The following is a 19,702-nucleotide window of genomic DNA, read 5'->3' on the forward strand; positions in this document are numbered from 1 at the left end:
TTAAGGCCCAGCGTCAATTCCAGGTGAGATCACCGGTCGCGGCGCTGGGCGTGAGCCCGAACATACTGTGGCAGATACGGTTGAGATGGGCGCTGTCGGTGAAGCCGGCCTCGTGTGCACTGGTTGTCAGGGTTGCGCCACTGCTCATCACTTCCATGGCACGTCGTAGCCGCAACCAACGAATGTAGGTCGAAAAGCTCATCTGCAGTTGATCGTTGAAGATTCTTCCCAATCGGCCGGGTGAGATGGAGACCAGCGCGGCGGTGTCCGTCAGCGTTATCGGGCCCGAGATTCGCTCGGGCAGTAGCGTCAGAGCAAGATCTAGAGCAGGGTGAAGAGCGCGTACGCTCGACGGCTGCTTGCTTTCGGAGAGTGAATCGATGAGCCTCGCTGCGTATTCCAGATCCGACTCAACGCCACGGACCGTCATCGCTACGGCAGTCCGTCCACGAGTTGACCATTCGGGCACACCGCCGTGGTCGGATTCAGGCGGCCTGATGCGCCGGCCCATTCCGGTGGTGGAATCGACATAGATCGCCCGCCCCCGCGCGCCCTCTGTGGCGGACAACGAGTGCACTGCTCCGGAGGGAACGATCACGGCTCCCACGATTTCACTGTGGCCCTCTCCGTCGGTGACCGTGACTGACCCGTCGTCGACGATCAAGATCTGAACAGCGGCGTGAGCATGCGTGTGCGCCGATCCGACGGCGCCGGTGAACATGAGAATTCCGGGCTGCATGTGGACGGCGCCGGACCAGGTCATGTCAGCGATGATAGTGACGACCCTGACAGAGCTCGGGGTCCGGTCATCCTCTGGTAGGACCGAGGTGAGTTCGAAGATCGTGCGCTGGGCCGATGTGTATGCGAGGGGTACGCGAGAGGCTGTACTCATGAACAACGCACAATCACCCGCAGTCCTGTCGGTCCACTCGCTGGGCAAGTCGTACGGCGACGTTCCAGTGCTCCGCGGTGTGTCGCTGGAAGTCCGTGCGGGCACGGCCACGGCGATCATGGGTCCGTCAGGATCGGGGAAGTCGACTCTGCTGCACTGCATGTCGGGAATCGTGAAGCCTGATTCGGGCGCGATCCTGTTGAGCGGTAGGCATATCGAGAACCTCGGGGAGAACGATCGGAGTCGACTTCGGCGAGAATCCTACGGTTTCGTCTTTCAATCGGGTCAGCTGCTGCCCGAGCTTCCGGCGATCGAGAACGTCGCTTTGCCCTTGGTGCTCAACGGGTTGTCCATCGCGGAAGCCAAGCGGACGGCGCACGGTTTCTTCGCGCCTTTGGGCCTGGACGGACTGCAGGACCGTCGCCCGGGTCAGATGTCGGGTGGGCAATCCCAACGTGTCGCGATTGCCCGAGCGTTGGTGACCAAACCCGCAGTCCTGTTTGCAGACGAGCCGACCGGTGCGCTCGACGCACAGACAAGCTGGGAAGTGATGAGGGTGTTGCGTGATTCGGCTCAACAGATCGGTTCGGCGTTGGTCGTCGTCACTCACGACGCCGAAGTTGCTCGCTGGTGTGATCGTACGATGATGATGCAGGCCGGCTCGCTCGTCGGGACACAGGTGGCGGCATGAAAGCCACAGCGCGTGTCGCCCTGCTGACGGTGCGAGGTGAAGGCAGAAAGGCGTTGAGTACCTTCGCGCTCCCGGTATCGGCCTTCGCCGCGTCAACCACCCTGTTGCTTACGGTTCTCGGTGGCTACGGTGCCTTTGCGGGCCGATCGAGCGAACCCGAGTCAGAGGCATATCTCGCGCTCGCCGGGGTTGCCTCCGTGTTGATGATCGTCCCGGCAATCACGCTCGGTCTGGCGGCGGCCCGCTTGGGCGCCCGTCGTCGAGACGAACGCCTGGCGGCGCTGCGACTCATCGGATCCACGCCCCGTCAGATTGTCGCGCTGTGCGCTGCGGAATCGGGTATCCAGGGTTTTGCCGGCGCGTTGATCGGCGTGTTGGGGTATTTCCTCGCGCTGCCACTCGTAGCCCTCTTGCGATTTCAAGGCCGGACCTTCGAGTGGAGTGAGCTCTGGATAGGCGCACTTCCTCTGGTGGGCATCGTATTCGGTATGACCGTCCTGGCTGCTTTGACGTCGATGCTCGGGATGCGTCAGGTATTCGTGAGCCCGTTGGGCGTCACGGCGGGTAATCCCAGCGCCGCACCGAAGATGATCTTTGCTCTTGCGGGCGTCGGGGTTCTGTTGGGATGGAGTGCATTCGGTGGTTCCGCGGCAAGCATCGCGGCAATACTGGTGGGCCTTGGTGTCTGTTTCGGCGTTGTTGCGCTGGTCGGTCCGTTTGTCATCTTGGTGCTCGGAAAAATCATGCTCAAATGTGCCAAAGACGGTGCTTCGCTGATTGCGGCGCGTCGGGTCTTGGACAATCCGAAGGCTGTGTGGCGCACGGTCAGCGGTGTGACGATGGCAAGTTTTGTTGCCGCAGGCACGTCTCTCCTCGCCGCGATAGGCAACGGGGAGGGACAGGATTTGCAGCCAGGGCAGGAGTTCCTGTTCGCGGACATGAGAACCGGGGTGTTGTTCACTCTCGGAGCAACATTCACGTTGGCGGCCATCTCGTCTGCGCTGACCCAGGTATCCGGGATCCTCGACAACCGTGAGCTGTATCGGAGTCTGACTTTGGCCGGCACACCTGTCGAGGTGATGGACAGCGCCCGCATGAGGCACGTTCGCACTCCCGTGGTGGTGATGGCACTGGCCGGTGCCGGCGCTGCACTGCTGTTCCTCTTCCCACTGGCAGGGGCAGCCGTATTGACCACTCCGATGGCGCTGGTTCAGTTGGGCGTCACCCTGGCGGTGGGGATCGCGTTGGTGTTGGCCAGTGCATTCGCAGCCAGGCCAGTCATGCGTCGGGTGCTCGCCGGCTGAATCTCAACCCGTCGTCCGTCAGTTCTGTCTCCGGAACGGTTCCGCCAACTGGCCGAGATAGTCCTCCGGGTAGTCGGGCTTGGCCGCCATACCGAGATCGTCACTGCTGAATCGCTTTTCCGGATCGAAAGAGTAGGTACGGAACAGGTGATCCCAGATCAGAGTGAACAAACCGAAATTGACGTCACCGATTCCCGCCCACTTGAGGTGATGGAATCGGTGGCCGGCGTTGAGGGCGAGTACCGGACGCAGGGGGCCGATGCGGTAGTCGGCATTCGAATGCTGAAGCAGGAGTTGGACAGCGACACACACCGCGAGTGCCGACGCAACCGGGACGGGCATCCCGAGAAGGATCAGCGGCAGGACGCCACCGGCGGTTTCGAAAGTCTGATGCACGGGATGTTTCATGAGTCCGTTCATGCCGTAGAACCGTTCGAGGCTGTGATGGACCGCGTGAAAACGCCACAACCATCCAACCTTGTGGCTGATCAGATGTACGACGGTGATACCGAAATCCGCAACCAGTACTGCGAACACAACCTGAACGACAAACGGAAGACCGTTCGGCCACAACCCGTCGAACGGAATCACCGCGGCCATCAACGGGATAACCGCGACGCTGACCAAGATGAGAGATTCGTTGACAAACGCATGGACCGCGTCGCGAAACCTGTCCGGTCCCGGGGCATTCCACGAAGATTCGTAGGGAAGCGCCCGTTCGGCCGCGAAAGAGCAGACCACGGCGAAGAGAATCAACGCCACCAGCGACCATTTCGGCGCACCGGATGCCGCGAGCGCAATTGCCGCTCCGTTGATTCCCAAGAGCATGAACGGGACGTACCCATATCTGACGATGAACGTGAGCATGTTTTCGATCGTGCACGGCGCGGGTGGCCCCCGACTTGTACGAATCGGTCGACTTTCAGTCAGTCGAACAAGCTGTATCTCGTTACTTCGTCAGCACGGTGGCGAGTGCAGCGCTCAGATACGGAGTGATGTTCTCGACGACTCGCGTCACGATCGCAGTGGCAACGTCAGCGGGTTGCAGGGGTACCGAAGGCGTCTGCGGCAATGCCGGGGGAGCAGGCGGAGCGGACTCGGACATCATCGGCGTATAAGTGTTGTGCTTCGTGAAATATCCGAATACCGAGTCGACGAACACCTCGGGGGCATCACGGGGCTTGGGCATGTTGCAGATGCCGTCACCCTCGATGCAGACTTCCTGCACTGCGATGTCACCGAATCCGCCGCGTGCTCCGGACATCGTCGCTCCTGGAACGACATTGGGCACTACGGTTTCGATGCCGCCGGCCGAGTTGCGGGGGTCGGCGTAGAGCACACCTTCGACTTGCGACTGCGGAATGGATCCGTCGCGCGCGATGTCACCGAGCACGTCGCCGGCAATCCGAGCACCCTGTGAGTACCCGGTGACGACGATCTCGCTGCCGGGGCACTGAGCGTGAAAAGCGTTGACCTCGCTGCGCAGCGTCTGGGCGCCCGCGGCAACACTCTGGTCATACGTCTGATCGCCGAGCGGCCAGAAGCTCGCCGGGTAGGTCACCGGTTTGGAGGCGTACCCCTGGGCTACGTAACGGTCGGTGACGGGTTGCGTAGTTTGTCCCGTCGGGTCCCACGTCCCGCCAACTGCGAATACCGCACCGGCCGGGCACGACCCGCCGTCATTCGGAGCCGCTCCGGCAGGTACCGACATCACTAGAGTCACCCCCGCTGTGACTGCAACCGTGCATGCCACTGACATCGCGTATTTCCTCATCGGGCCTGTCCCCATCTATCTACGTTCTCGTTCACTGGCGAGACAACCCGCGGTCCGACGCGATTCGTTCGGTACTGAAGAGAATGGTGATGGGGCGATAAGTCCTGGAGGTAATCCGTGCGTAAACAGGAAGTTGCAGGCCGACGCTGTTTCCTACCAGCGTGTGGGGCGTGTCACGGTGTCGGGACCTGCGGTGGGTGATCCGGCTCGAGGAGGGTGCCGATCGCCTTGCCCATCGGCACGGCGTTGTTGAGATCCGCGTTGGTTGTCGGCCCGAGAGTCGCGTAGACGACGATCGTGGTCTTCGAGTCGGGGTAGTAGAGCGCAAGGCCGTTGTAGCCGCCGTACGACGGGTTCATCACCAGCCAACCGTCGAGGTGCCCGGTCCCGAAGGAAAAGAACTTGTCCGTCGTCATACTTCCCAGGCCCGCAGTCGTCGGCGCCATCTGTTGATCGAAAGCCTTGTCGGAGAGTAACTCTCCCGTTCCTAGCGCGCGCACCCACTTTCCGATGTCGGAGACGGGCGCGTTCATGTTTCCGCTGTGCAGGAAAGCCGTCGGATTCCAGAAGGTGGAGTCTTCGAATACTCCGCGTTCATTGGTGTAGCCGTGCAGGATCGGCTCGTCCATCTGCGACGTGAGCACGACGCTGCTGTCATCCATCCCGAGCGGATCGAAGACGCGTTGCTGAAGTAGTTCGCCCAGCGGCTTTCCGGTCGCCTTCTCCATGACGTCGCCGAGCAGCGTCAGGTCGCTGTGCGCGTACGCCCAACTGGTGCCGGGTTCGAACAGCGGTGGGCGGGAGTTGGCAAGATCCAGGATCTCCTGAGCAGTCCAGCCCTTCATCGGGTTGTCCGTGAAGAGTTTGAGGAACTGTGGATCGGTCACATAGTCGGAGATTCCCGACGTGCTGTTGGCCAGCATTCGCGGAGTGATCGTGTCTGCGCGCGGAAAGTTCGGTTCCCACTTCGCGATCGGTTGATCGAGTGGCAGCGTTCCCTCTTCGTCGAGTTGCAGGAGGACGGTCGAGAGCATCGGTTCCATCGGTTGGCCGACGCGCAACTGCATCTCGGTTGTCGCCGGAACTCCGAGAGGGGACTCTCCGACGGCGCCCAGAGCAACTTCGTGGTCGCCCCGCCACACACCGAACACAGCGGCACTGAGGCCCAAGTCGGCCACCTGACGGCGGACGATATCTTTGATCTGGGTGGATTCCTGACTGCTCGAGGTGCTGGGAGAGGCGCTGCCCGTGCTTGTTGCGGAGCCCTCGTCGGAACTGCACGCAGCGGTTGCAACGGCAATGGTCAAGGCGATCGAGAGAGCAGCTAGCCGCACCCGAGGGCGGTGGTGGGAGGAAGTCATGCCTGCGATCCCTTCGATGCGGAAATCGAGCAACCGACGCCGAGCAATGTCCCAATTAACCGAATTTACCGCAGTTGAAAGGAGGGGGGATCAGATCGGCCGTATAGGGGAAACTGCTATTTCCAGTGCGTCCTCATTCGGGTGCCGCGTCCGGTTCCTCTCGCAGGTCCTGCGCTTGCTGAAGCTCTGCGTTGATGCGACGGGCTTCGGTGAGTTGGTCTTCGAGGATGATGATGCGGCAAGCCGCGTCGAGAGCCGTGCCGTTGGCTACAAGGTCGTGCGCGCGGGCTGCGATGCGAAGCTGGTAGCGGGAGTAGCGGCGGTGCCCGCCCTCGGAGCGTTGCGGGGTGAGCAGTTTCGCGGCGTCGAGGCTGCGAAGGAAAGCTTGTCTGACGCCGAGGATCTCGGCGGCGTGTCCCATGCTGTATGCCGGGTAGTTTTCGTCGTCGAATCTGCCGGACGGGTCACCCGGGGGTGTATCTGCCGAAATGGCTCGCTTCTTTCGCTTAACGGACGGGGCCCCCGGCGCGAGGTGCGCCGGGGGCCGGATGGGGTTTGAACTTACTTACATAACTGCATTCTTTCGAACTTCCGGACTCGCACAAGACATCCGGTAGCCGCTTTGAAGGGGGGTGCCGGGTCCGACTACACACTCACACACGAATTCGGCCCCGGCACGTCCCTGCCCTGCGGTACTGCTTGCGGGTAGTTCATCTCTCCCGCATCTCTCGATTCGTTCCTTGCTACGAGAAAAAACATACAACACCCTCGTGAGAATGTCTACCCTGGCGACTGTAGATATTTTATTGCGAACTTTCCAGGTATTGCTGTTCGGAAACGACCTGGTTATTGGGGGTGAGAGCGCGCGGTGTGAGTCGTACGAGGTGGATCTGGGACAATGTTCCGATGCGAAATACCCCGAAGTCGGAGTCGTTGTTGCGTGCCCGCGCGGAGAGGGAAGAGCAAAGCAGCACCTCCGAGCGCCCCGCAGGTGTTACCTCGAACCACGGAGAGGACTCGGCGTCGTCCGAGCCGGGGGCACGCAGCAGTAGTGCCTCGATTCGGTCCGCTCGGTCAGAGCTCTCGACCCACGCGCGGGCGGTGGAAAGCATGCACGAGGCGATGCATCCAGATCGCGATTGAGTCGGATGCTCAGTCGGGATGCGGGGTACTCCTTCATCCGCTCGCCGCAACGCGCGACGGCCGCCGCACTCCCGAAACAGAGGAGTGGCGACGACCGTCGAGTTGTCAGAGTGTGCGCTCAGTACGAGAACCTCAAGGCAGCAACTGGTCCAGGAAGGTGTTGCTGAAGACCTTGTGCGGATCCAACACGTTGTAGGCGGCGTTGGCGGTGTCCCAGTTGTCGCTCGAGGGAACGCCCTCGCGGTAGGTCTGGGGGAGGCCCTGGGTGATGATCGGGGTGTCGGTGTACGGCTTGTCGGGGCCGAACGCCCAGCCCTTGGACCACTCGGGGCGGAAGGTGGCGTCGTTGTTGTTGTAGTGATTGCGCATCCACTGTTCCATTTCGCGGTAGAACGCGAACATGCCGGGGGTTCCGGGGACGCCGAGGACGTTGAGCCAGATGGCGGTGTCCCATTCCGGATGGTCGGGGCGGGGGCGCATGGCCGAGATGGTGGGGGCACCTGCCGAGTCGACCTCGACCTCGGACGGTTGATCGAGGCCGCAGCAGCGGATTTCGACGGGGCCGTTGAGCGGGAACTGTCCGATGGAGCGGTAGTACTCCATGCGGCCGTTGAACCACTGGGTGAAGTCGTGGATGACCTGGCCGATGTTGGCGCGAGAGGTGATGACAGCTCCGCCGCCCTCGGTCAGGCGCAGGGTGGTGGCCCGGATGTAGAACTGGACGTCCTTGGACCATCCCCACAGGTCGTTGGAGAACGTCGCGGCGAGTCCGGCAACGGTGGTGGCGTACATGATCTGCCCGAATGCCGGTGCGATGCCCGGGTTTCCGGAGTTGATCTGGCCGATCATGTCGGTGACCGGCTCCGGGAGGTTGTCGGAGAAGATGTAGTTGTACGGTCCGGTCACCTCACGCGAGAACGGCGGCTTGGTGGGGGCAAGTGACCACACCTTCATCCACGGGCGTTCGGTGAAGGGGTACCAGATTGCTTCTGCGCGACCGTTTTCGCGGACGAACTTCTCGAAGGTGCGTCCGGACGCTCCGCGGGCGCCGAAGAGTTCCTGCCAACCGATGTCGGTGTGGCTGACGCAGCGCATGCGGTAGTTGGGGGCGGCCTGCAAGGTGACGGAGGTGAGGAAGGTGCGTCCGAGGTGAGTCAGCAGCGGCTTGATCGCCGCGTCGCTACGTGCATACGTCTTCAACGCGTATTCACTACCGTTCCAGACCACTGCGGTCAGGGACGTGACGAGGTTGGAGAGTGAGCCGAAAGTCTGTCCGGGAACGTGTGCTTCGCCTTCGGCGGGAAGAGCTGCGCCGTGAGCGTCGACGGCGAGGCAACCGGCGATGGTCAACACACCCGGCGCCGGCAGGTTCGCGAACCCGAGTCCCTGTGCCTGCAGCGCCGTGGTGATGGCGTCGAGGGTCGCGCCGGGTCCTGCGGTGACGGTGGCCGGGCTACCGCCCGCGTTGACGGAGACGCCGGTGAGATGGACCGTGGTGTCGGCGAGAATGACCTTGTCGACCGGTGCACCGTTGACGATGGTCAGCGGCGTCCAGCCGTGCATGGCACCGCGGGGGCGGATGGTGTAGCCGTTGGCATGGCCCCAGTTGGCGAGGCGGACTACGTCTTCGGGCGTCTTGGGCGAACATGTCCAGATCGCGTCGAGCATGATCTCTTTGGACCAGTTCTGATATGCCTGCTGGTAGAGGGCGATGCCCTCGGGGAAGGCAGGCGGCGGGGTGAGGGTGGAGACTGGGCCACCCGCGGAGCCGGAAGAGCCGGCGGGGACGGCATAGGCCGGCGTCCAGCCGGCGAATGCGGTCGCTGCCACGGCGCCGGCTCCTGCGGCCATGAAACCTCGTCGGGACAGTCGGAACTTTTCGTCTTGTGCCGTCATCTTCGGGCTACTCCATCGGGTTCGAGAACTACGGTGAGTTCTAACAGGTGGGTATCAGACAGGGTGGTATCAGACAAGAGTGAGAACTACGTCAGCCAGGGCAGGAGCTTCACGCTCCAGTACAGAAGCTGAGATCAGGAGTCGCCCATTGTCTTTCCAGATCTGGATACTCAAGTTCTCGCCGGGAAACACGACCCCGGCAAAGCGGGCCCGAAATCCGGCTACCCGACTGCTGTCGCCGTCGAGCATGGTATCCACTGCGGTCTTGCAGACCATTCCGTAAGTACACAGTCCATGCAGGATAGGCGCTGGAAAGCCTGCCGCGGAGGCGAATTGCGGATCCGAGTGCAACGGATTCCGATCACCGCACATCCGATACAGCAATGCCTGCTGTGGAAGCACAGGTGTCACCACTGTCGCATCTGGTTCCCGATCCGGAAGCGAAATCGACTCCGACGGACCACGTTCACCCCCGAAACCACCCTCTCCGCGGGCGAAAATCGACGAGCGGGCAGTCCAGAGCGGGTTACCGTCGGCGTCGACCGTGACGGATTCCTGCACGATCACCGCGGCCTTGCCCTTGTCCCAGATCTCGGCGATCCGCGTGGTGGTGCGCCCACTACCGCTTGCCGGGATCGGCTGATGGACAGTGACTTCCTGGCTTCCGTGTACTACCTTCGCCAGATCGATTTCGACGCCGGGGAACGAGACCTTCGGCGCTTCGGTGGCGTGGAAATTGGCGGCGACGGTGGCGAAGGTGGGTAATACCTGAGGCTTTTCGTCGTCGAGGTAGCGCAGTTCGTTCGGATCGAGCGGACGCGCACCTGCTCCCAGTGCCAAGTGGTAGTGCTGCACGTCCGACAGGGTCCACGAGAACTCTTGTGGCGCAAGCTCGGCGCCGAGTGCGATCTTCGGATCAATTGGCATGGTCGACCGCCGTCTTTTCAGCTGCAGGTGCCGTGGTGGTCTCGGCCTTCTTCGCGCGCTCGACGATGTCGAGTACGGCCAGGTAGCCGAAAGTCATTGCGGGACCGATGGTCGCGCCTGGACCGGCGTAGGTGTGGCCCATGACCGGAGCGCTCGCGTTGCCCGCGGCGTAGAGGCCGTCGATGACGCTTCCGTCTTCGCGTAATGCTCGGCCGTTGACGTCGGTGCAGATTCCACCCTTGGTGCCGAGGTCGCCCGGAACCATCTTGATGGCGTAGAACGGGGCCTTGCTGATCTCGGCGAGGCTGGGGTTCTTCAGTCGGGGATCGCCGTAGTACGCGTCGTATCCACTGTCGCCGCGTCCGAAGTCCTCGTCCTTGCCGTTGCGCGCGAAGCCGTTGAACCGATCGACGGTTTCGGTCAGCGATGCGACGGGAAGCCCTGTCTTCTCGGCTAATTCGGCGATGGTTCCCGCCTTGACCACGATGCCGGCCTTGAGCCAGCGGCCGGGGAACGGGGAGCGGGGAGTGATACCCGCAAACGTGTAGCGGTTGCGGTAGCGCTGATCGAGAATCATCCACGTCGGGATGTTCTCGCCGGGGCCCTCGCCCTGACCGTACTCACCGCCGTACATCGCATGGGTTGCCTCGACGTACGGAGCCGCCTCGTTGCCGAAGCGCTTGCCCGACATGTTGACCATCATGCAGCCCGGGAGGGTGCGCTCGGAGAGAGCGAACCACGGTCCGCCGGTCAGCGGAATGGACGGGCCCCACCAGGCGTCGTCCATGAAATCGACTGCAGCGCCCACTTCTTGGCCTGCGCGGATACCGTCACCGGTGTTTGCCTTCGCGCCGACGGTCCATTCGGTGCCGATAGGTGCGCGCTGGTACTTCTCACGCATTTCCTTGTTGTGCTCGAATCCGCCGGATCCCAACACAACTCCGTGGCGAGCGCGGATGACCTGCTCCTCGCCGTCGACGATGACGTTGACGCCGCGAACTGCGCCGTCTTCGGTGTACAGGGAGGTCAGCGGGGTGTTCAGCAGGATGGGCACTCCGGCGGATTGAAGCCCGAGTCGAATGCCGGCGACCAGTGCCTGGCCACGAACCAACAGATCCTTCTTAGTGGCCTTGGCGGCGAGGAATCGCATGCCGACCTTCATGGCGCGCAGCGGTCCGCGCGGATTGCGCATCAGCAGGTTGAGCCACTTGTAATCAGCCTGGGTGATGACGAAGTTCTTGGGGGCCTTGACGTAGTCGGGCTCGAGATTCTTACGGTCGGCGCCCAACTTGTTGCCGTCGAACGGGGTGGGCTCGACACTGCGGCCACCGAGGCGTCCGCCGGGAGCCTCCGGGTAGTAATCGGAGTAGCCGGGGACCCACTGCAGTTCGAGCGGGCTGTTCTTCAGCACGAACGAGAGCATCTCGGGACCGCGTTCGAGGTAGGTGTCGATGCGTTCGGGAGCGACGACGTCGCCGATGATGCTGTGCAGGTAGGAACGTGCAGCCTCCGGTGTATCGGTGACACCGTCCGCCTGAAGCGCCTCGTTGTTGGGGATCCAGACCCCACCGCCGGAACGGGCGGTCGATCCGCCGTAGTGGGCGGCTTTCTCCACGATGACCACACTCAAGCCCTGGTGGGCTGCGGTCAAGGCCGCTGTCATACCTGCGGCACCACTGCCGACGACGACGATGTCGTATTCCTGCTTGCTCATGTAGAACACGTTATAGAATGATGGGGGTGTCAGTCCATGCTTTCTGCCAGGAAGTATTTCCGGACGTTGTCATTGATAACGAAACACGTTGCAGTGAGATTGAGGATGGTGCGGTGTGACCTGGGATACTTCGGTTGACGTCCTTGTGGTCGGGTTCGGTGTGGCGGGCGCCAGTGCGGCGCTCGAAGCGGTAGCGGCCGGTTCGTCGGTTTTGGCAATCGACCGAGCACTCGGTGGTGGTGCCAGCACGATTTCCGGAGGAATCTACTACGCCGGCGGCGGCACCGTGATTCAAAAGGAAGCCGGTGTCGAGGACAGTCCCGAAGCCATGCTCGCCTACCTGAACCGCGAGGTCGGTGACGCGGTGACGCCGCAGACTCTGCGCCGGTTCGTCGACGAGAGCCCGGCGTCGATCGACTGGCTGCGCAGTCACGGCGTGCCGTTCGAGGCCTCACTCTGTCCGTACAAGACGTCGTACCCGAGCAACAAGCACTACCTCTACTTCTCGGGTAGCGAATCGGCCGGCGGGTTCCGTGACATAGCAAAACCTGCTCCGCGTGGTCATCGCGCCAAGGGGCGTGGCACGTCGGGAAAGATGCTTTACGGCCCGCTCGCGAAGTCCGCGGAGGCGAAGGGCGTCCAGTTGCTCGGCCAGACGCGAGCGGACCGGCTGATCATCGAGGACGGCCGGGTGATCGGCGTCGAAGCACTGACGCTGCGTGACGCACCTGCCGGAGTTCGTCGCCGTCACGCGACGCTCGGGTCCCTGTCCTCCAAGCCCGGCGTCTACGCACCGCAGTTGCGCACGATTCTCGACGCACTCATCGCGAAGATCGAGAAGAAGCACGCCAAGCGGATTCGCATCCAAGCGCGGGGCGGCGTGATCCTCAGCGCCGGCGGCTTCGTGTCCAATCGCGAGATGATGCGCACCCATGCTCCTGCCTACAAGGGCGGTATCCCGCTCGGCACGTCGGGTGACGACGGCAAAGGCATCAACCTCGGTATAGAAGCCGGGGGCGCAACCGACAAGCTCGGCAATGTTTCCGCCTGGCGATTCATCGTCCCGCCGAGTGCTTTTCTCGGTTCCGTTCTGGTGGGGGAATCCGGTGCGCGAATCGTCGACGAGTCCCGGTACGGTGCCGCTCTCGGTCAGGCGATGGCGGAGAAGAGCAGCGGAATCGGTTGGCTGCTGGCAGATTCCGAGCTTGTTCGCGAAGCGAAGTCGCAGATCAGTGACCAGTCGATGTGGTTCCAGCGGGTGCAGACCACCGGCATGATGCGTACCGCGGTGCGTGGCAACACCATTGCCGAGGTTGCCCGCAAAGCGGGGATAGACGTCGCCGGCCTTCAAGCCACAGTCGACGCGCACAACTCGGCTGCCGCTGCCGGGCAACCCGATCCGATGGGTAAGCCGTCGGACTTCGTCAGGCCGATACTGTCTGCGCCGTTCACGATGTACGACGTCTCGATCAAGCCCAACATGATGAATCCGTGCCCGATGCTCACGCTCGGTGGATTGGTGGTCGACGAATCGTCCGGCATGGTGAAAAACGAGGCCGGGGAGGGTATCCCTGGCCTGTATGCCGCCGGCCGTACCGCTGTCGGTATCTGTTCCAACTCGTATGTGAGCGGCTTGTCGCTCGCCGACTGCGTGTTCTCCGGACGACGAGCCGGTCAGCACGCAGCCGCATTCTCCACAGTCGGAAAGGCCTGAACGATGCTCTCGACGCAGATCCGCGGCGAACTTGCCGACCACCTCGATTCGGCGGAACGGGATCGCGCTCCGATCAGCCCGCTGATCGCCGACTATCCGGAAATAGACGTCGTCGACGCCTACGAGATCCAGCTCATCAACATTCGGCGTCGTGTTGCCGGTGGCGCAAAGGTGGTCGGACACAAGGTCGGACTCTCGTCACTGGCGATGCAGCAGATGATGGGCGTCGACGAGCCCGATTACGGTCACCTGCTCGCCGAGATGGAAGAGTTCGAGAACCGTCCGGTCGACACGTCGCGCTTCTGCTTCCCGCGCGTCGAGGTGGAGGTCGCCTTCATTCTGGGAGCAGATCTGCCGGGCGCCGGGTGCACCGCACAAGACGTCATCGACGCCACTGTCGCCTATGCGCCGTCCATCGAGTTGATCGACAGCCGGATCAAGGACTGGAAGATCGGCCTCTCGGACACCATCGCGGACAATGCGTCCTCCGCTGGGTTCATTCTCGGCAAGGAACGAGTTCGCCCGTCGGACATCGACATCAAGGCCATCGACGCGGTTCTGACCTGCAACGGGGAGCGGATTGCGGAGGGGCGCAGCGATGCGGTACTCGGGAACCCGGTCACCGCGGTTGCGTGGTTGGCGCAGAAGGTCGACACCTTCGGAGTTCGGCTCAAGGCCGGCGACATCGTGCTGCCGGGTTCGTGCACGCGAGCGATCGACGCTCATCCAGGCGACAACTTCCGAGCCGAGTTCAGCGGCCTCGGTTCCGTCTCTCTTCAGTTCACGTAGGAGTAGTCATGACCAAGGCAAGTGTGGCGATCGTCGGATCGGGAAACATCAGTACCGATCTGTTGTACAAACTGCAGCGTTCCGAGTGGCTCGAACCGCGATGGATGATCGGAATCGATCCCGAGAGTGAAGGATTGGCGCGCGCCCGCAAGATGGGACTCGAGACCTCCGCCGAGGGCGTCGACTGGTTGCTGAGCCAGGCGGAGAAACCGGACCTGGTCTTCGAGGCGACGTCGGCATACGTGCACCGCGAGGCAGCACCACGCTACGAGGCCGCCGGTATCCGTGCCATCGATCTGACTCCGGCCGCGGTCGGCCCGGCTGTGGTTCCGCCCGCGAACCTGCGTGAGCACCTGGACGCACCCAACGTCAACATGATCACCTGCGGTGGGCAGGCAACCATTCCGATCGTCTACGCGGTGTCGCGTGTCGTCGACGTGGCGTACGCCGAGATCGTCGCCTCCGTTGCATCGTTGTCCGCCGGCCCGGGAACTCGCGCGAACATCGACGAGTTCACCAAGACAACCAGCCGCGGTATCGAGACCATCGGCGGCGCACAGCGTGGTAAGGCGATCATCATCCTCAACCCCGCAGACCCGCCGATGATCATGCGCGACACCATCTTCTGTGCCATTCCCGAGGACGCCGATCGAGCCGCGATCACCGACTCCATTCACCGCGTCGTCAAGGACATCCAGCAGTACGTGCCCGGCTACCGGTTGCTCAACGAACCGCAGTTCGACGAACCGAGTGTCGTTTCCGGTGGATACGCCACGGTCACCACGTTCGTCGAGGTCGAAGGTGCAGGCGATTTCCTGCCGCCGTACGCGGGCAACCTCGACATCATGACGGCAGCAGCCACCAAGGTGGGCGAGGAAATCGCCCAGAAGCTTCTGAGTGTGAAGGCGTGAGCGACATGATTCATTTCGATTCGAGCTGGGACATCCGCGTCACCGACACGTCGCTGCGCGACGGCTCCCACCACAAGCGTCATCAGTTCACCGTCGAAGAAGTGCGAGCCATCGTCGGTGCCCTCGACGGAGCCGGAGTGCCGGTCATCGAGGTCACTCACGGAGACGGTCTCGGCGGGTCCTCCTTCAACTACGGTTTCTCGAAGACTCCTGAGCAGGAACTCATCAAAGCTGCCGTCGAGACCGCGACAAACGCGAAGATCGCCTTCCTGATGCTGCCCGGGTTGGGCATCAAGGACGACATCGTCATCGCGCAGGACAACGGTGCGTCCATCTGCCGCATCGCAACTCACTGCACCGAGGCCGACGTATCCATCCAGCATTTCGGCCTCGCACGTGAGCGTGGACTCGAAACGGTCGGATTCCTCATGATGGCTCACTCGATTCCGCCGGAGAAGCTGGCCAAGCAGGCTCGCATCATGGCCGACGCGGGTTGCCAGTGTGTGTACGTGGTCGACTCGGCCGGCGCGCTGGTACTCGAGCAGGTATCCGATCGCGTCGAGGCGCTGGTTCAGGAACTCGGCAACGACGCTCAGGTCGGCTTCCACGGACATGAGAACCTGGGTCTGGGCGTCGCCAATTCCATTGCGGCAGTTCGTGCCGGAGCCAAGCAGATCGACGGCAGCACCCGCCGTTTTGGTGCCGGCGCCGGCAACGCACCGGTCGAGGCCTTCGTCGGTGTCTGCGACAAGATCGGCGTCAAGACCGGAATCGATTTCTTCGCGATCGCCGATGCTGCCGAAGATGTTGTGCGCCCGGCAATGCCGCAGGAGTGCTTGCTCGATCGTCAGGCACTGATGATGGGCTACGCCGGCGTGTACTCGAGCTTCCTCAAGCATGCCGAGCGTCAGGCCGAGCGGTACGGAGTGTCGTCCGCGGAGCTGTTGGTGCGCGCAGGTAAGCGCAAGTTGGTCGGCGGACAGGAAGATCAGTTGATCGACATTGCGCTGGAACTGCAGCGCGAAGCAGCGGCCTCCTAGGTCATGGCAGACGTACTGGCCGAAAAAGTGGCCTTGGTGACCGGCGCGTCCTCAGGTTTGGGGCGCGCGGTGACCGAGATCCTCCACCTCAGGGGCGCAGAAGTTTTCGGTATCGCCCGCGACAAGGAAAAGCTGCGACAGTCGATGGTCGAGGTGGTCGGCGCGGACGGAGAGCGTCGGTTCGCAGCGACGGACGTCTCGGATTCCGCTCAGTGTGATGCGGCCGTGCGGGCGTGCGTCGACGAACTCGGTGGTATCGACATCCTCGTCAACGTGGCGGGATCGCACTCGCTTCGTCATACGGCGGATATTGCAGATTCCGAATGGGCACATGACCTTGCGGTCAATCTGAACGGACCGTTCTTCCTGTCCCGCGCAGCACTGCCGCACTTGCTGGAGCGGGGCGGCAACATAGTCAACGTCTCCTCGATCGCGGGGCTGGAAGGGCAGGCGTACTCGGCTGGATACTGCGCTGCCAAGCACGGACTCATCGGACTGACCCGAGCGATGGCGATGGAGTTCACCGGAAAGTCTCTGCGTGTCAACGCAATCTGCCCCGGCGGCATGATGACTCCTCAAGTTACCGGATTCACCTTCCCCGACGGAGTCGACTTCGACCTCGTCATGAAGGTTGCCTCGCCGCGTGGCTTGATGGAAGCCGAGGACGTTGCGAAGATGGTGGCTTTCGTGGCCTCCGACGACGCCTCGGCGATACACGGGGCCGTCTACTCGGTGGACAACGGAAAAATGGCATGACCCCGTTGGTCTCGGGACCGATCTTCCAGATCTGCTGGGTGGTCGAGGACATCGAGGCTGCCGAACAGGAGTTCACTCGGCAGTGGGGAGTGGAGCGGTGGCTACGTATGCCAGACATCGCCTTTGGTCCCGAGACCACAACGTTTCGCGGGGAGCCCGCGGACTATGTCGTGCACGTGTCGATCGGATATGCGGGCAGCCAACAGCTCGAGCTGATCCAACCAGTATCCGGACGCAACCTGTACACGGAATTCCTGGAGACTCACGGCGTCGGAGTTCATCACCTGGCCTGGGTTCCAGGCGATTACGAGGCGACGTTGCTCGAGGCCGAGCGTCGCGGAATGTCGGTGGTGCAACAAGGTCGGGTAGAGGGCGCCGGCATGGAGTTCTCCTACCTCAATGCCGGGCCGTTGGGTGGATACGTCGAGTTGATGAAGCTCTCGCCCGAGATCCGGTTGATGTTCGCTTCGCTCATTCTTGATTGACGGCAAACACTTTCGCGAAGTAGTTGGAAACGTTCTCCGGGTGCCCGCGGAATCCGAGGTAGCCGTCGGGCCGAATGACCAGCGCCGCCGTGCCTTCGACCCCATACGCGGCGCACAGTTGCGAGTCGTTGTCCTCGATGATCGGCACCAGCGAGTCGACGGTCACGGTTCCCGGTGGCACTATCGCGTAGACGCCCAGCAAGCCGTGCGCTGATCGAACTGCGGCGTCGGCGACCTTCTCCAAGCTGTTAATGCTCTCCGTGGATCCGTCCGAAGTAAGCAGCAACGTATGGCCGACTCCGGACAGTAAGTCGAACAACCGAATTGGGTACTGCACACCGTCTCGGCGCAGGCCGCGCGCATCGGGTGCACGCTCGCCCGGTTGGACGTGCGGACTCGAGGAATCACGCCCGCTGTTCAGCGGACTCTCCGAGTAGTCGATCAACAATTGAGCCTGGCGCCGCATTGCCGTGTCGATGGAGGACTCTCCCGAACCGATTCCTTCTCGAGCATTTCGGACCGTCATCCCGACGACTTCTTCACCGACCGGCCGCCTTTCGGCGTCGTAGGTCTCGAGAAGATCCGCTTTCGCAACACCTTTGACGGCGAGCGCTATCTTCCACGCAAGATTGTGGGCGTCCTGGATCCCGGTGTTCATGCCCTGCGCGCCAGTCGGGGGATGGATGTGCGCGGCGTCGCCGGCGACAAAGACCCGTCCGCGGCTGTAAGCGTCGACGATGCGGTGGCTGATGCGGAAGACCGAGGACCATCGCAGCATCGAGGCGGTTGTCGGTTCTGGGGACAGTCTGTCGAGCACAGCCTGGATGTGATGGAGTTCAGGTGTCTTGCCGGTTGAAAAACCGTGTTGTACAGCGGCTTTGTTCGACGATTCGTCCGGCATCAACTCGTCCGGAACGAGCATCGACATGCGGTACCGCTTGTGTCCGGGAAGTGGGATGCAGACGAGTAGGTCGTCGGTGGTTCCGTCGTCGGCGGTGTGGTTGGCGCGAACGGAGTAGCCGCTGGGTATCGACCAGTCGACTTCGACGTCACCGAGCATGTAGCTCTCGGCAAACGCGCCGCCCTCGAAGCTCAGGCCCAGCCCTTTGCGGACCACGCTGTGCGCGCCGTCGGAACCCACCAGGTACCGGGCTGTCACAGTGCTGCCGTCGCTGAGGGTACAAGTGACGGCGTCGTCGGACTGTTCGAAGGCGGTGAGGCCGACTCCGCGTTCGACGGTTGTTCCCAACTCGGTGAGGCGCTCGGTGAGGATGCGCTCCGTCGAGTACTGAGGCAGGCAGAGAAACCAGTAAGGAACGTCGTCGGGGAGGGTGAGGTCGACGCGGCCGACCTCGACGCCGTTCGTGTACATGATCTGACCGCGCATCAATGTCGAGGCGTCGAGTGCCTGGCGGAGCACCCCCATGTTCTCGAAGAGTTCGAGTGTGCGTGGCTGAATCCCGACGGCCTTCGCGTACTGCCGCGGTTCGTCGAGCGGGTCGACTATTCGGCACGAGATACCGCGTCTGCGCAGCTCGATCGCGGTGGTCAATCCGATCGGGCCGGCGCCCGCTACCAATACGTCGGTATCCATGAGGACCCACTCACGTCGGGGACAGTCGGTCATTTCAGTATGGGTAAGCGAACTTTCGTTGTGGGGAAATTCGCGCAAATCGGACATCGAGAGGTTGTGTCTTGCGTCGACTGTCCGTCCGCGCACCGACTGTTTTGCGCTATTGCTCGGCTTCGAAGCCGAGCGCGATTCTCCTGCACAGAAGCGTGAGCTCGACCTCGTCGACGCGTGGCGCGTCGTCCCATGAATCGACGTCGTTCCAACTCACTGAACTCGGAGCGCCGAAGGGCCTGACGAAAACGTGCTGATGAAAGTGGGGGACGCTTCGCCCGGCGATCGCGGAGAACACGAATTCTGGAGTCAATTCCGAGTCGAGGGCACGTGAGACGCACCAGACCGCGTGTGCGATGGCGAGTGCTTCAGGTTCGGATAGTGAAGGCAATCCGGACACGTGTCGACGGGTCTCGACGAACACATATCCAGGAACCGAACGGCCGTCTGGCTGAGGAGGCCGATGGGAGACAACGACGAAGTCGTCCTCGAATATTCGGGGGCTGACGAGCGGGCGTGTTCCTTGGTGTTTGGCGCATATTGCGCATGCTGACGTCCCCATTCCACTTTTGTACCGAGTGTGGCGCGGTGGCGGAAGATTTGCGATCAGCCCGAACGGAGGGTTCATCTAGATGTACAAATCAGCATGTTTGTAAAAGTTTTACCTTGAAAATCGTTGAC

Annotated in this window: 19 protein-coding genes; 8 read left to right on the forward strand and 11 right to left on the reverse strand. The window is 62.3% G+C overall.

The genetic code is table 11. From position 1 onward, the window contains the following. Nucleotides 1-13: 13 nt before the first annotated feature. The gene (locus ACFWEM_RS16225; RefSeq protein ID WP_378535034.1) at nt 14-763 is read right to left on the reverse strand and encodes an AraC family transcriptional regulator; all 750 of its coding nucleotides are present in this window, start codon (nt 761-763) and stop codon (nt 14-16) included. On the opposite strand from ACFWEM_RS16225, the gene ACFWEM_RS16230 reads away from it, so the two are divergent. Both ACFWEM_RS16230 and ACFWEM_RS16235 read left to right on the forward strand, forming a co-directional pair. Beyond that, complete coding sequence (locus tag ACFWEM_RS16230; protein WP_378448240.1) at nt 738-1,583, forward strand: ABC transporter ATP-binding protein; 846 nt, start codon at nt 738-740, stop codon at nt 1,581-1,583. The genes ACFWEM_RS16225 and ACFWEM_RS16230 overlap by 26 nt on opposite strands. Continuing rightward, on the forward strand, nt 1,580-2,887 hold the full coding sequence (locus ACFWEM_RS16235) for an FtsX-like permease family protein (protein ID WP_378535036.1): 1,308 nt from the start codon (nt 1,580-1,582) through the stop codon (nt 2,885-2,887). Before ACFWEM_RS16230 ends, ACFWEM_RS16235 begins: the two co-directional genes overlap by 4 nt. 18 nt (nt 2,888-2,905) lie before the next feature. Here ACFWEM_RS16235 and ACFWEM_RS16240 read toward each other — a convergent pair whose 3' ends face one another. The 8 genes from ACFWEM_RS16240 to kstD all read right to left on the reverse strand — a co-directional run bounded on the left by ACFWEM_RS16240 (nt 2,906) and on the right by kstD (nt 11,702). After that, on the reverse strand, nt 2,906-3,754 hold the full coding sequence (locus ACFWEM_RS16240) for a sterol desaturase family protein (RefSeq protein ID WP_378535038.1): 849 nt from the start codon (nt 3,752-3,754) through the stop codon (nt 2,906-2,908). An 82-nt stretch (nt 3,755-3,836) separates the two neighbouring features. Beyond that, nucleotides 3,837-4,598, reverse strand: a complete 762-nt coding sequence (locus ACFWEM_RS16245; RefSeq protein WP_378535040.1) for a PE-PPE domain-containing protein — start codon at nt 4,596-4,598, stop codon at nt 3,837-3,839. Nucleotides 4,599-4,834: 236 nt separating this feature from the next. After that, nucleotides 4,835-6,022 (reverse strand): serine hydrolase domain-containing protein, encoded by a 1,188-nt coding sequence (locus tag ACFWEM_RS16250; RefSeq protein ID WP_378535042.1) that lies wholly within the window; start codon nt 6,020-6,022, stop codon nt 4,835-4,837. Between the two features lie 133 nt (nt 6,023-6,155). Continuing rightward, complete coding sequence (locus ACFWEM_RS16255; protein ID WP_230814783.1) at nt 6,156-6,443, reverse strand: MerR family transcriptional regulator; 288 nt, start codon at nt 6,441-6,443, stop codon at nt 6,156-6,158. 382 nt (nt 6,444-6,825) lie between these two features. After that, the gene (locus ACFWEM_RS16260) at nt 6,826-7,134 is read right to left on the reverse strand and encodes a hypothetical protein (RefSeq protein ID WP_378535045.1); all 309 of its coding nucleotides are present in this window, start codon (nt 7,132-7,134) and stop codon (nt 6,826-6,828) included. 163 nt (nt 7,135-7,297) lie between these two features. Beyond that, complete coding sequence (locus tag ACFWEM_RS16265) at nt 7,298-9,061, reverse strand: cholesterol oxidase substrate-binding domain-containing protein (RefSeq protein WP_378535047.1); 1,764 nt, start codon at nt 9,059-9,061, stop codon at nt 7,298-7,300. Between the two features lie 69 nt (nt 9,062-9,130). Next, on the reverse strand, nt 9,131-9,988 hold the full coding sequence (locus tag ACFWEM_RS16270; RefSeq protein ID WP_378535049.1) for a MaoC/PaaZ C-terminal domain-containing protein: 858 nt from the start codon (nt 9,986-9,988) through the stop codon (nt 9,131-9,133). Further along, nucleotides 9,978-11,702: a 3-oxosteroid 1-dehydrogenase gene (kstD, locus tag ACFWEM_RS16275; protein WP_378535051.1), complete on the reverse strand. Its 1,725-nt coding sequence runs from the start codon at nt 11,700-11,702 to the stop codon at nt 9,978-9,980. The genes ACFWEM_RS16270 and kstD overlap by 11 nt, the downstream gene beginning before the upstream one ends. Nucleotides 11,703-11,817: 115 nt before the next feature. On the opposite strand from kstD, the gene ACFWEM_RS16280 reads away from it, so the two are divergent. The 6 genes from ACFWEM_RS16280 to ACFWEM_RS16305 are packed head-to-tail and all read left to right on the forward strand — an operon-like array spanning nt 11,818 to nt 17,397. Then, entirely contained in the window at nt 11,818-13,416 is a 1,599-nt protein-coding gene (locus ACFWEM_RS16280) for an FAD-binding protein (RefSeq protein WP_378535054.1), read from the forward strand. Nucleotides 13,417-13,419: 3 nt separating this feature from the next. Continuing rightward, complete coding sequence (locus ACFWEM_RS16285; RefSeq protein ID WP_378535056.1) at nt 13,420-14,205, forward strand: 2-keto-4-pentenoate hydratase; 786 nt, start codon at nt 13,420-13,422, stop codon at nt 14,203-14,205. An 8-nt stretch (nt 14,206-14,213) separates the two neighbouring features. Then, nucleotides 14,214-15,116: an acetaldehyde dehydrogenase (acetylating) gene (locus tag ACFWEM_RS16290; RefSeq protein ID WP_378535058.1), complete on the forward strand. Its 903-nt coding sequence runs from the start codon at nt 14,214-14,216 to the stop codon at nt 15,114-15,116. Between the two features lie 5 nt (nt 15,117-15,121). Further along, a complete protein-coding gene (gene dmpG, locus ACFWEM_RS16295; RefSeq protein ID WP_378536156.1) occupies nt 15,122-16,156 on the forward strand; it encodes a 4-hydroxy-2-oxovalerate aldolase in 1,035 nt (344 codons plus the stop codon). A 3-nt stretch (nt 16,157-16,159) separates the two neighbouring features. Continuing rightward, nucleotides 16,160-16,912, forward strand: coding sequence for an SDR family NAD(P)-dependent oxidoreductase (locus tag ACFWEM_RS16300; protein WP_378535060.1), 753 nt, complete (start codon nt 16,160-16,162; stop codon nt 16,910-16,912). Continuing rightward, nucleotides 16,909-17,397, forward strand: coding sequence for a VOC family protein (locus tag ACFWEM_RS16305; protein ID WP_378535062.1), 489 nt, complete (start codon nt 16,909-16,911; stop codon nt 17,395-17,397). The genes ACFWEM_RS16300 and ACFWEM_RS16305 overlap by 4 nt, the downstream gene beginning before the upstream one ends. On the opposite strand, the gene ACFWEM_RS16310 is transcribed toward ACFWEM_RS16305, so the two are convergent. Both ACFWEM_RS16310 and ACFWEM_RS16315 read right to left on the reverse strand, forming a co-directional pair. After that, nucleotides 17,384-18,991, reverse strand: coding sequence for an FAD-dependent monooxygenase (locus ACFWEM_RS16310; RefSeq protein ID WP_378536158.1), 1,608 nt, complete (start codon nt 18,989-18,991; stop codon nt 17,384-17,386). The genes ACFWEM_RS16305 and ACFWEM_RS16310 overlap by 14 nt on opposite strands. Before the next feature lie 139 nt (nt 18,992-19,130). Then, entirely contained in the window at nt 19,131-19,583 is a 453-nt protein-coding gene (locus ACFWEM_RS16315; protein ID WP_378535064.1) for an HIT family protein, read from the reverse strand. Nucleotides 19,584-19,702: the final 119 nt, after the last annotated feature.

It is taken from the genome of Rhodococcus sp. NPDC060176 (genome assembly GCF_042728675.1).
Lineage (GTDB): Bacteria > Actinomycetota > Actinomycetes > Mycobacteriales > Mycobacteriaceae > Rhodococcus_F.